Source organism: Enterobacter sp. BWH52, assembly GCF_001037565.1.
GTDB lineage: Bacteria > Pseudomonadota > Gammaproteobacteria > Enterobacterales > Enterobacteriaceae > Enterobacter > Enterobacter hormaechei_C.
Genome location: NZ_KQ089854.1, coordinates 1,566,498 through 1,578,128 on the forward strand (window position 1 = coordinate 1,566,498; position 11,631 = coordinate 1,578,128).

Annotated in this window: 10 protein-coding genes and 2 tRNA genes; 7 read left to right on the forward strand and 5 right to left on the reverse strand. The window is 56.2% G+C overall.

The window, feature by feature from the left end; translation table 11 throughout:
• The first annotated feature begins 205 nt into the window (after positions 1-205).
• A complete protein-coding gene (gene putP / locus SK47_RS07305; RefSeq protein ID WP_003858085.1) occupies positions 206-1,714 on the forward strand; it encodes a sodium/proline symporter PutP in 1,509 nt (502 codons plus the stop codon).
• Positions 1,715-1,785: 71 nt separating this feature from the next.
• Positions 1,786-2,205, forward strand: coding sequence for a DUF3574 domain-containing protein (locus tag SK47_RS07310; protein WP_045345698.1), 420 nt, complete (start codon positions 1,786-1,788; stop codon positions 2,203-2,205).
• A gap of 82 nt (positions 2,206-2,287) precedes the next feature.
• Here the strand turns inward: SK47_RS07310 and SK47_RS07315 are convergent, their stop codons facing one another.
• Positions 2,288-3,472 (reverse strand): NupC/NupG family nucleoside CNT transporter, encoded by a 1,185-nt coding sequence (locus tag SK47_RS07315; RefSeq protein ID WP_045345700.1) that lies wholly within the window; start codon positions 3,470-3,472, stop codon positions 2,288-2,290.
• Between the two features lie 251 nt (positions 3,473-3,723).
• On the opposite strand from SK47_RS07315, the gene efeU reads away from it, so the two are divergent.
• The 4 genes from efeU to phoH all read left to right on the forward strand — a co-directional run bounded on the left by efeU (position 3,724) and on the right by phoH (position 8,301).
• Positions 3,724-4,557 carry an iron uptake transporter permease EfeU gene (gene efeU, locus SK47_RS07320; protein ID WP_003858080.1) on the forward strand — a complete coding sequence of 278 codons (834 nt, stop codon included), beginning with the start codon at positions 3,724-3,726 and terminating at the stop codon, positions 4,555-4,557.
• Between the two features lie 40 nt (positions 4,558-4,597).
• Positions 4,598-5,725, forward strand: a complete 1,128-nt coding sequence (efeO, locus tag SK47_RS07325; protein WP_003858078.1) for an iron uptake system protein EfeO — start codon at positions 4,598-4,600, stop codon at positions 5,723-5,725.
• Between the two features lie 3 nt (positions 5,726-5,728).
• On the forward strand, positions 5,729-7,012 hold the full coding sequence (gene efeB, locus SK47_RS07330; RefSeq protein ID WP_003858074.1) for an iron uptake transporter deferrochelatase/peroxidase subunit: 1,284 nt from the start codon (positions 5,729-5,731) through the stop codon (positions 7,010-7,012).
• Between the two features lie 500 nt (positions 7,013-7,512).
• Positions 7,513-8,301 carry a phosphate starvation-inducible protein PhoH gene (gene phoH, locus SK47_RS07335; RefSeq protein ID WP_003858070.1) on the forward strand — a complete coding sequence of 263 codons (789 nt, stop codon included), beginning with the start codon at positions 7,513-7,515 and terminating at the stop codon, positions 8,299-8,301.
• Between the two features lie 294 nt (positions 8,302-8,595).
• On the opposite strand, the gene SK47_RS07340 is transcribed toward phoH, so the two are convergent.
• From SK47_RS07340 to SK47_RS07350, 3 genes are all read right to left on the reverse strand, one after another.
• Positions 8,596-8,683, reverse strand: a tRNA-Ser gene (locus SK47_RS07340).
• 137 nt (positions 8,684-8,820) lie between these two features.
• The gene (locus tag SK47_RS07345; protein ID WP_003858068.1) at positions 8,821-9,498 is read right to left on the reverse strand and encodes an isochorismatase family protein; all 678 of its coding nucleotides are present in this window, start codon (positions 9,496-9,498) and stop codon (positions 8,821-8,823) included.
• A 19-nt stretch (positions 9,499-9,517) separates the two neighbouring features.
• Positions 9,518-10,378: a pirin family protein gene (locus tag SK47_RS07350; protein WP_003858066.1), complete on the reverse strand. Its 861-nt coding sequence runs from the start codon at positions 10,376-10,378 to the stop codon at positions 9,518-9,520.
• Between the two features lie 109 nt (positions 10,379-10,487).
• On the opposite strand from SK47_RS07350, the gene SK47_RS07355 reads away from it, so the two are divergent.
• Positions 10,488-11,393, forward strand: a complete 906-nt coding sequence (locus SK47_RS07355) for a LysR family transcriptional regulator (RefSeq protein ID WP_023324439.1) — start codon at positions 10,488-10,490, stop codon at positions 11,391-11,393.
• Positions 11,394-11,524: 131 nt separating this feature from the next.
• Here the strand turns inward: SK47_RS07355 and SK47_RS07360 are convergent.
• Positions 11,525-11,612 (reverse strand) — tRNA-Ser (locus SK47_RS07360).
• Positions 11,613-11,631 lie beyond the last annotated feature (19 nt).

Genomic DNA, 11,631 nt, shown 5'->3' on the forward strand with positions numbered 1-11,631 from the left:
AGCGTGAGCGAGTGCAACCTATAGGAAAGACGTATAAAACCAGTGATGAAATTCATGTAAATGCAGTGTTAAATCGTTTGTCAGTGGGATGCGTATACGGCAGGATAGCGCGCCCAACGGAAACACATACACACATCACTACGTTCCGGTGATGACATAACAAGGCAACCCGGACGGTTGTCGCTCGACATTTTGGAGAATTTGAATGGCTATTAGCACACCGATGCTGGTGACATTTCTCGTTTATATTTTTGGCATGATCCTGATAGGGTTTTTGGCATGGCGTTCCACTAAAAACTTTGACGACTACATCCTCGGCGGGCGCAGCTTAGGCCCGATGGTCACCGCACTCTCTGCGGGCGCTTCCGACATGAGCGGCTGGCTGCTGATGGGGCTGCCGGGCGCGATTTTCATCTCCGGTATCTCCGAAAGCTGGATCGCCATCGGCCTGACCGTCGGCGCGTGGATCAACTGGAAGCTGGTGGCAGGCCGTCTGCGCGTGCATACCGAAGCCAACAACAACGCCCTGACGCTGCCGGACTACTTCACCGGACGCTTTGAAGATAACAGCCGTATCCTGCGCATTATCTCTGCGGTGGTGATCCTGCTGTTCTTCACCATCTACTGTGCTTCCGGCATCGTGGCGGGCGCGCGTCTGTTCGAAAGTACCTTCGGCATGAGCTATGAAACCGCCCTGTGGGCCGGTGCGGCCGCGACCATCCTCTATACCTTCGTGGGCGGATTCCTGGCGGTAAGCTGGACCGACACCGTGCAGGCGAGCCTGATGATCTTCGCCCTGATCCTGACTCCGGTGATTGTCATTTTCACCGTCGGCGGCTTTGGCGAATCGCTGGAAGTGATCAAGCAGAAGAGCATCGAAAACGTCGATATGCTGAAAGGGCTGAACTTTGTCGCCATCGTCTCCCTGATGGGCTGGGGCCTGGGCTACTTCGGCCAGCCGCACATTCTGGCGCGTTTCATGGCGGCGGATTCTCACCATACCATCGTTCACGCGCGTCGCATCAGCATGACGTGGATGATTTTGTGTCTGGCGGGCGCGTGTGCGGTCGGTTTCTTCGGTATCGCCTACTTTAATAACAACCCGGCGCAGGCGGGCGCGGTGAACCAGAACGCCGAGCGCGTGTTCATCGAACTGGCGCAGATTCTGTTTAACCCTTGGATTGCCGGTATTCTGCTCTCCGCGATCCTGGCGGCGGTGATGTCCACCCTGAGCTGTCAGCTGCTGGTGTGCTCCAGCGCCATCACCGAAGACCTCTACAAAGCGTTCCTGCGTAAGGGCGCGAGCCAGAAAGAGCTGGTGTGGGTAGGGCGTTTTATGGTGCTGCTGGTTGCGCTGGTGGCGATTGCGCTGGCAGCAAACCCGGAAAACCGCGTGCTGGGGCTGGTGAGCTACGCGTGGGCGGGCTTCGGTGCCGCGTTTGGGCCGGTAGTCCTGTTCTCCGTCATGTGGTCACGCATGACCCGTAACGGCGCGCTGGCGGGGATGATTATCGGTGCGGTGACCGTTATCGTCTGGAAACAGTTCGCCTGGCTGGGCCTGTACGAAATCATTCCTGGCTTCATCTTCGGCAGCATCGGTATCGTTGTCTTCAGCCTGCTGGGTAAAGCACCGTCTGCCTCCATGCAGAAACGCTTTGCGGAAGCCGACGCGCACTACCACACTGCGCCGCCGACTAAGCTTCAGGCTGAGTAATCTCCCCTCACCCTAACCCTCTCCCCGGTGGGGAGAGGGGATAGTCCTTTCACCTATGTGAGTCTTCATCAATGAGAATTAAAACAGGGTTAATGGTGGCAGCATTCGTGATGCTGGCGGGCTGTAACGCACCCGCGCAGCACGTGCCGGTGGAAACCTGCAAAGCGGATAACCAGATGCAGCAGACCACGCTCTATTTTGGCTTGAATCGCCCGGCAGGGGCGCAGATTACCGGCAGCGAGTGGCAGCAGTTTGTTGACCAGGACGTGACGCCGCGTTTCCGCGATGGCTTAACGGTGTTTGATGCCCGTGGTCAGTGGCTGGGTAACGACGGCAAGGTGGCGCGCGAGCCGAGCAAGGCGCTGATGCTGATCCACGGGAAAGACGTGCAGAGTGAGAAGAATATTGAAGCGTTGCGCGGGATCTATAAGTCACGCTTCGCGCAGGAATCGGTGATGCGGGTTGACCAGCCGGTGTGCGTGCAGTTTTAATGAAAAACGGCGGGAAATCCCGCCGTTGTAGTATCGTAGGCCCGTGCAAGCGAAGCGCCGCCGGGCATTAACCGCACAAAACTTACAACACCAACCCCGCAAAGCTCGCCGAAAGCAGGCTCACCAGCGTCGCGCCGTACACCAGACGCAAACCAAACCGCGACACCACGTTGCCCTGCTGCTCGTTCAGACCTTTTATTGCCCCCGCCACAATGCCAATGGAAGCGAAGTTAGCGAACGACACCAGGAACACGGACAAAATACCCAGCCCGCGAGGTGACATTTGATGGGCAATTTTTTGCAGCTCGATCATCGCCACAAATTCATTCGCCACCAGTTTAGTTGCCATAATGCTCCCCGCGTTTAAGGCATCGCTCAATGGAATACCAATAAGCCACGCCAGCGGATAAAACACATAACCCAGAATCTGCTGGAAGCTCATGCCAAATATGCTGGAGAAGAGGGCGTTAACGGCGCTAATAAGGGCGATAAAACCAATCAGCATCGCCAGAATAATCATTGCCACCTTAAAACCGGCCAGAATATACTCGCCCAGCATTTCAAAGAAGCTCTGGGATTCGTGCAGTTTTTCCAGCTTGATATCCGGCTCCGCTTCCGGGCGGGTCGGGTTAATGACCGAAAGAATAATAAAGGTGCTGAACATGTTCAGGATCAGCGCCGCGACGACAAATTTGGCGTCGAGCATGGTCATATAGGCCCCGACAATCGACAGCGACACCGTCGACATTGCCGTGGCAGCCATCGTAAACAGACGACGCGAAGAGAGATCCCCGAGTACGCCCTTGTAGGCAATAAAGTTTTCCGACTGACCGAGGATCAGCGAGCTCACCGCGTTGAAGGATTCCAGCTTGCCCATGCCGTTCAGTTTTGACAGCAGCGTCCCGATCACCCGAATAAAGATCGGCAGAATGCGCCAGTGCTGAAGAATACCAATCAACGCCGAGATAAAAACAATGGGGCAGAGCACGCCAAGGAAAATAAACGCCAGCCCTTTTTCACCCATCCCGCCAAAGACAAAATTCGTCCCTTCGGCAGCGAATTTAAGCAGCGACTCAAAGAAACCGGAGACGTATTTAATAATAAACAGACCGCTTTCTGCATGCAGGAAAAAGAACGCCAGCGCAATTTCAATCACGATCAGCTGTAAAACGAAACGAATACGAACTTTTCGGCGGTCGAAACTCACCAGCCAGGCAAGCGCAAGAATAATCACCAGCGCCAGCAGGAAATGGACAATTTTAAACATGGTTTATTTTCAGTTGGTTTTCGAGGTGGACATTTAGCCACAGCCCCGGTTAACCGTAAATGAGCATTTTTGTTATACCTTATAAACGCAACGGTTACTCAGGCAATTATTACTCCGCAATGCGTTTACATCTGGTCATCAAAACGCAACACATTTCGCTTGTTTTTCTTGTTGCCGTAATGATAATCACTATCACAAGAATTTACCTTTCTTTGCATCAGTTGACCGCGATAAACATTTAAGGTGTCGGCATGTTTGTTCCTTTTCTCATTATGTTACGTGAAGGCCTTGAAGCGGCCCTGATTGTTAGCCTTATCGCCAGTTATCTGAAGCGTACCCAGCGCGGACGCTGGATTGGCGTGATGTGGGTTGGCGTTTTCCTTGCCGCGGCGCTCTGCCTGGGGCTGGGTATTCTTATCAACGAAACCACCGGTGAATTTCCGCAGAAAGAGCAGGAGCTGTTTGAAGGCATTGTTGCCGTAATAGCGGTGGTGATCCTCACCTGGATGGTGTTCTGGATGCGCAAAGTTTCCCGTAACGTGAAGGTACAGCTTGAGCAGGCGGTGGATAACGCCCTGCAAAAAGGCAACCACCACGGCTGGGCGCTGATCATGATGGTCTTTTTCGCCGTGGCGCGTGAAGGCCTGGAGTCCGTGTTCTTCCTGCTCGCGGCTTTTCAGCAGGACGTGGGCATCTGGCCGCCGCTGGGCGCGATGCTCGGGCTGGCCACGGCGGTTGTGCTTGGTTTCCTGCTCTACTGGGGCGGCATTCGTCTTAACCTGGGCGCGTTCTTCAAGTGGACCAGCCTGTTTATTCTGCTGGTGGCCGCGGGACTGGCGGCAGGGGCGATCCGCGCCTTCCACGAAGCGGGCCTGTGGAACCACTTCCAGGACGTGGCGTTCGATCTCAGCAACGTCCTGTCGACCCATTCACTGACCGGTACCCTGCTTGAAGGGATCTTCGGCTACCAGGAAACGCCGAGCGTCAGCGAAGTGGCGATGTACTTTATCTATCTGGTTCCGGCGCTGATCCTGTTCGCTATGCCGCCGCGTACCGGCTCGCAGACGTCGCGCGTTGCGCCGTAAGTGCTGTTTTAGTTACAACATACTTTTAAAGGGTAGAGTCATGGCCATTCAGTTCCGTCGTAGTGCGTTATGCGCAGGCATCGCCGCGCTGCTCGTGTCTGCCTTCGCCGCTCAGGCAGCAGATATTCCGCAGGTCAAAGTCACCGTCAACGATAAACAGTGTGAGCCGATGACCATCACGGTTAACAGCGGTAAAACCCAGTTTATTATTCAGAACCACAGCCAGAAAGCGCTGGAGTGGGAGATCCTGAAAGGCGTGATGGTGGTGGAAGAGCGCGAGAATATCGCGCCGGGCTTCAGCCAGAAGATGACCGCAAATCTTCAGCCTGGGGAATATGACATGACCTGCGGCCTGCTGACTAACCCGAAAGGTAAGCTGATCGTCAAAGGCGCAGCGACGGCGGACGCGGCCAAAGGCACGGCGCTGCTGAGTCTCGGCGACGCTATTACCGCCTATAAAGCCTACGTCACCAAAGAGACGGCGGACCTGGTGGCAGGCACCAAAGCCTTTACCGACGCGGTGAAAGCGGGCGATATCGAAAAAGCGAAATCCCTGTATGCGCCTACACGTCAGCACTACGAGCGCATCGAGCCGATTGCCGAGCTGTTCTCTGACCTCGATGGCAGCATTGACGCCCGTGAAGACGACTACGAGCAGAAGGCCGCCGATCCGAAATTCACCGGCTTCCACCGTCTGGAAAAAGCCCTGTTTGGCGATAACTCCACCAGGGGGATGGAGAAATACGCCGAGCAGCTCAACAGCGACGTGCTGGAGCTGCAAAAACGCATCAGCGAGCTGGCATTCCCACCGTCGAAAGTGGTGGGTGGCGCAGCGGGTCTGATTGAAGAAGTAGCCGCCAGCAAAATCAGCGGTGAAGAAGATCGTTACAGCCACACCGACCTGTGGGACTTCCAGGCAAACGTCGACGGCGCACAGAAAATTGTCGATCTGCTGCGGCCACAGTTGCAAAAAGAGAACGGCGAACTGCTGGCGAAAGTGGATGCCAATTTTAAGAAAGTTGACGCTATCCTGGCGAAATACCGCACCAAAGACGGGTTCGAAACCTACGACAAGCTGACCGATGCTGATCGTAACGCGCTGAAAGGCCCGATTACGACGCTGGCGGAAGATCTCTCCCTGCTGCGTGGCGTACTGGGTCTGGATTAAGCGATGAACGAGCATGACGAGTACGACGTGGCGGAACCTTCCCGACGTCGGTTGTTAAAAGGGGTAGGGGCGCTGGGCGGCGCGTTTGCCCTGGCGGGCGGCTGTCCGGTGGCGCATGCGGCAAAACCGCAAAGCGCACCCGGCACGCTCTCCCCGGACGCGCGTATGGAAACGCAGCCGTTTTATGGTGAGCACCAGGCGGGGATCCTGACGCCGCAGCAGGCCTCGATGATGCTGGTGGCTTTCGATTCGTTGGCGAGTGATAAGGCCGACCTTGAGCGTCTGTTCAGGCTATTAACCACGCGCATTGCCTTCCTCACCGCCGGAGGTCCGGCACCGGAAACACCGAATCCGCGCCTGCCGCCGATGGATTCCGGGATCCTCGGGGCGTTTATCGCTCCCGATAATCTGACCATCACCGTGTCGGTGGGGGAATCACTATTTGATGATCGCTACGGTCTGGCGAAGCAGAAGCCGAAAGCGCTGCAAAAAATGACGCGATTCCCGAATGATTCTCTCGACGCGGCGCTGTGCCACGGCGATCTGCTGTTGCAGATCTGCGCTAATACCCAGGATACGGTGATCCACGCCCTGCGCGATATTATCAAGCACACCCCGGATCTGCTGAGCGTGCGCTGGAAGCGGGAAGGTTTTATCTCTGACCACGCCGCGCGCAGTAAAGGGAAAGAGACGCCGGTCAACCTGCTGGGCTTCAAAGACGGTACCGCCAACCCGGACAGCAGCAATACCGCGTTGATGAACAAGGTGGTCTGGGTGACGGCGGATCAGGGCGAACCGGCCTGGGCGGTGGGCGGCAGCTATCAGGCGGTGCGTATCATTCAGTTTCACGTGGAGTTCTGGGACCGCACGCCGCTGAAAGAGCAGCAGACTATCTTCGGTCGCGATAAGCAAACCGGCGCACCGCTCGGCATGAAGCTCGAGCACGATGAACCCGACTACGCCCGCGATCCGAACGGGGATGTCATCGCGCTGGACAGCCATATTCGCCTCGCCAATCCTCGCACCAAAGAGACGCAATCCAGCCTGATGATGCGCAGGGGTTACAGCTACTCGCTGGGGGTGACCAACTCCGGGCAGCTTGATATGGGACTGCTGTTTGTCTGCTATCAGCACGATCTGGAGAAGGGATTCCTCACCGTGCAGAAGCGGCTCAACGGCGAAGCGCTGGAAGAGTACATTAAGCCCATCGGCGGCGGCTATTTCTTTGCCCTGCCCGGCGCGCGTGACGCGAACGCCTGGCTCGCTCAGGGTCTGATAGAAGCCTGATAATCGTCCCTGCGACAGTTCGCGGGGACATTATTTTTTTCCCAGACTATCGTATTGTTATATTTCTGTAATATTTCTATATAAGACTGATTTTCCATGTAGGGGCAGTCCGAAAAGTTGCATTCAGGTAAAATAAATGTTGCATTTATGATAATTCCTGATGTACTTAAGAGAAGACAGCGGTAGTTCCCGGCAGTGATGTTAACTCACTATGGAGATCGCGAATGGTTGCGTCCTGTACTGGACAAGGTAAACATATCAACCGCAGTACCCGGCGCGGAGGCTCAGACTCCGGCAGCGATTTCTTCACCACCAAATTCTCTCCTTCACCTCAACAACCTTTTTCTACCGACGTGCATAACGGTGCGCGTAGCCGTTGTATATCGTCATCCGGTAATGCAAGCAATGGCTTACAAGGAAGCCAACCCTCTGATGTTCGTGCGCATAATCGTGCCGATGCTGGCGCGTGTGATGAATACCAACAACTCAAGGTGCTATCCATGGGAAGACAGAAAGCAGTGATCAAAGCTCGTCGCGAAGCAAAACGTGTGCTGAGACGGGATTCACGTAGTCATAAACAGCGTGAAGAAGAATCGGTCACCTCGCTTGTGCAGATGAGCGGCGTAGAATCCATTGGCATGGCGCGGGACAGCCGCGATGCATCGCCAATTGTGGCGCGAAATGAAGCTCAGGCGCACTACCTGAATGCTATCGAGAGTAAACAGCTCATCTTTGCAACCGGGGAAGCCGGATGCGGGAAAACCTGGATCAGCGCCGCCAAAGCGGCGGAGGCGCTGATTCATAAGGACGTGGAAAGGATCATCGTTACCCGTCCGGTACTGCAAGCGGATGAAGATCTGGGCTTCCTGCCCGGCGATATTTCCGAGAAGTTTGCCCCGTACTTCAGGCCCGTCTATGACGTGCTGGTGAAGCGGTTGGGCGCTTCCTTTATGCAGTACTGCCTGCGACCAGAGATTGGCAAGGTGGAAATCGCGCCGTTCGCCTATATGCGCGGACGTACATTTGAAAATGCGGTCGTTATTCTTGACGAGGCTCAGAACGTGACCGCTGCGCAAATGAAGATGTTTTTAACGCGCCTCGGGGAGAACGTGACGGTGATCGTCAACGGCGATATTACCCAGTGTGACCTGCCGTCGGGCGTGAAGTCCGGCCTGAGCGATGCCATGTCACGTTTTGAGGAAGATGAGATGATAGGGGTGGTCCGCTTCACAAAAGAGGACTGCGTCCGCTCGGCGCTCTGCCAGCGCACGCTACAAGCGTATTATTGAATATGCTGTTGTGTTCAAGGCCCGGGAAACCGGGCTTTGTTTTTTGTGCATTTTATCCCCTCTTCCCTGGGGAGAGGGTTAGGGTGAGGGGCTCAGGCCGCACCGAGCTGCATATAGCACCGGGGGGGATTGACTCGCTGCGCTCGCCCTGCGGGCAGCCTGTTCGCTACGTTCTCAGTCTGTCCAACTGGCTGCGCCAGTTGTCGAACCCCGGTCGGGGGTTCTCATTCCCCCCAAAGGCGTACAACATGCGAAAAAAAAGCCCGCATTTTCATGCGAGCTCTTCTTCAAATATGGCGGTGAGGGGGGGATTCGAACCCCCGATACGTTGCCGTATACACACTTTCCAGGCGTGCTCCTTCAGCCACTCGGACACCTCACCATATTGTTTTGCTGCCTGACCGCTTGGGGGGCAACGGGGCGCTACTATAGGGAGTTGCGCTAAAACGGTCAAGCAGATTTTCAGCATTCGTGCTTGTTCGGTTAAGCCTTAATCAGCTTATGTCGCAGCGCGCAGGATTAACGCTGCGAATCGAGCACTTCGCTATTTTTCACCACGTCCTGCGCTTTGCTGTAGCTTTCGATCAGCAGCTGGTAGGCCGGGAAGATGTGTGTGTACACCTCAGCCCATTCACCCGCATCTTCACGGTTCCACGTGCGCTGAATTTCGGAAGCAACGGCTGCCGTGTCCATCGGCACCACGCCTGCCTGCACCACGCGCGCCAGGGTGATCTCCTGCGCCATTTTGCTGTAGGTGCCAGAGGCATCAATCACCGCAAATACTTTATATCCGTCCGCCACCGCACTGATGGACGGGAAGGCCATGCAGACGCTGGTGATCGTCCCCGCGATAATCAGCGTTTTGCGCCCGGTGGCTTTCACCGCCGCCACGAACTCCGGGTTATCCCAGGCGTTGATCTCACCCTTGCGTGCGACATACTGTGCGTGCGGCGCGTTGGCGTGGATCTCCGGGATAAGCGGGCCGTTCGGTCCTTGTGGAACCGACGCCGTGGTGATCACCGGGATCTTCGCCAGCGAGGCGATTTTTGCCAGCGCCGCTGCACGGGCGCGCAGCTCAGGCATTGGCATGTCTCCAACGGTCTGGAAAAGCCCGCTCTGGTGATCGATAAGCAGCATAACGGCATCGTTTACGTCAATAACGGGACGTGCACCGTTGAAGTTTGCAGGGGTAGACATAATGCGCTCCTTATTACGTTTAGATTTGGCCAAAGCGGCCGGAGTTGAAATCGCGAATAGCCTCGGCGATTTCGGTTTTACTGTTCATCACAAACGGGCCATAGCCCACGATGGGTTCATTCAGCGGCTCCCCGGCCATCAGCAGCACTTTGGCATCGCTGCTGGCTTCGAGATGCAGTTTGTCACCGCTCTGGCTCAGCACGACCAGTTGCGCCTCACCGGCAGGCGTGGTGCCGTTCACCGTCACGCTGCCTTCAACGACAACCAGCGCCGTGCTCCAGCCTTCGGGCTGATTAAGCGTCAGGTGGCTACCCTGATGCAGCGCGAGATCCCACACGTTCAGCGGTGAGAAGGTATGCGCCGGGCCGGTTACCTCTCCAAAGCGGCCAGCAATCACGCGCAATGTTCCGCTGTTATCCGGCAGGGTGACCACCGGGATATCCGCCTGAGTGATGCTCTGGTAGCCAGGCGTCGCCATTTTGTCTTTGGCGGGCAGGTTGACCCACAGCTGCATCATTTTCAGTTCACCGCCTTTCTGCGAAAACGCGCTGGAGTGGAACTCCTCGTGCAAAATGCCTGCGCCCGCCGTCATCCACTGCACGTCACCTGGACCAATAACGCCGCCTCTGCCGGTTGAATCACGGTGCTCCACTTCGCCTGAGTAGACGATGGTCACCGTTTCAAAACCGCGATGAGGATGCTCGCCCACGCCGCGTTTCGCGCCATCCGCCGGGAAGGTATGCGGTCCGGCGTAGTCCAGCAGCAGGAACGGGCTCAGGGGCTCGCCATGCGTCTGGTAAGAAAACATCGAACGAACCGGAAAACCGTCACCGACCCAGTGCGGACGAGGTGCGGTATACACGCCTGTTACGTTTTTCATGATTAACTCCTGATGTCCTGTTGATGGAATTAGCTTATATTCAGGGTTAATATCCCGGTAGATAGCAAAAATGACATTCACTGTTCCTTAAATGGAACAATGGAGGCGTATGCAGGACCTCAATGATTTCGTATGGTTTGTGAAGGTGGTGGAGCATGGCGGCTTTGCAGCGGCGGGTCGGGCGCTCGATCAGCCTAAGTCGAAACTGAGCCGTCGGATTGCGCAGCTGGAGGAACGCCTGGGTGTTCGGTTGATACAACGTACCACGCGGCAGTTTGCGGTGACGGAGGTGGGGCAGACATTCTATCAGCACTGTAAAGCTATGCTGGTGGAGGCTGAAGCTGCGGAGGAGGCGGTGGCTGCTTTACAGGCTGAGCCGCGTGGTATGGTCCGGATCACCTGTCCTGTCACCTTGCTGCACGTTCACGTGGGGCCCATGCTGGCGCGGTTTATGGCGCGCTATCCGGGGATCAACCTTCAGCTCGAAGCCACCAACCGCCGGGTCGATCTGGTGGCGGAGGGGGTGGATGTGGCGATCCGCGTTCGTCCGCGCCCGTTTGATGACAGCGATCTGGTATTAAGGGTGCTGGCGGACAGGGGACACTGTCTGGTTGCCGGGCCGGCACTGATTGAACGGATGGGCAACCCGGCGATGCCCTCTGAACTCAGCGAGTGGCCGGGGTTAAGTATGGGGGCGGGCAAGCACCTGCATAAGTGGGAATTGAACGGTCCGGAGGGCGCAAAGGCAGAAATTCACTTCACGCCGCGCCTGGTGACTACCGACATGCTGGCGCTGCGGGAGGCAGCGATGGCGGGCGTGGGCGTGGTACAGCTGCCCATTTTGATGGTGAAGGATCAGCTGGCTTCAGGTGAACTTGTTCGGGTGCTGAATGCCTGGGAACCCAGACGGGAAGTGATCCACGCGGTGTATCCATCCCGGCGCGGCCTGCTGCCATCGGTCAGGACGCTGGTGGATTTTCTCACCGAAGAGTATGCAAAGATGGTTGAAGACTAGCTTTTTGTAGGTCGGGTAAGCGTAGCGCCACCCGACACAATTACCGCAGGGGCTGCAAAGTTCGAATCCCCCACAGGCGTGCAACATGTGAAAAAAAAGCCCGCATTTTCATGCGAGCTCTTTTTCAAATATGGCGGTGAGGGGGGGATTCGAACCCCCGATACGTTGCCGTATACACACTTTCCAGGCGTGCTCCTTCAGCCACTCGGACACCTCACCATATTGTCATCCCGTTGTT

Coding starts and splice junctions, on each gene's coding strand:
- putP (WP_003858085.1), top strand. CDS start 206: ATGGCTATTAGCACACCGATGCTGGTGACATTTCTCGTTTATATTTTT.
- SK47_RS07310 (WP_045345698.1), top strand. CDS start 1,786: ATGAGAATTAAAACAGGGTTAATGGTGGCAGCATTCGTGATGCTGGCG.
- SK47_RS07315 (WP_045345700.1), bottom strand. CDS start 3,472: ATGTTTAAAATTGTCCATTTCCTGCTGGCGCTGGTGATTATTCTTGCG.
- efeU (WP_003858080.1), top strand. CDS start 3,724: ATGTTTGTTCCTTTTCTCATTATGTTACGTGAAGGCCTTGAAGCGGCC.
- efeO (WP_003858078.1), top strand. CDS start 4,598: ATGGCCATTCAGTTCCGTCGTAGTGCGTTATGCGCAGGCATCGCCGCG.
- efeB (WP_003858074.1), top strand. CDS start 5,729: ATGAACGAGCATGACGAGTACGACGTGGCGGAACCTTCCCGACGTCGG.
- phoH (WP_003858070.1), top strand. CDS start 7,513: ATGGGAAGACAGAAAGCAGTGATCAAAGCTCGTCGCGAAGCAAAACGT.
- SK47_RS07345 (WP_003858068.1), bottom strand. CDS start 9,498: ATGTCTACCCCTGCAAACTTCAACGGTGCACGTCCCGTTATTGACGTA.
- SK47_RS07350 (WP_003858066.1), bottom strand. CDS start 10,378: ATGAAAAACGTAACAGGCGTGTATACCGCACCTCGTCCGCACTGGGTC.
- SK47_RS07355 (WP_023324439.1), top strand. CDS start 10,488: ATGCAGGACCTCAATGATTTCGTATGGTTTGTGAAGGTGGTGGAGCAT.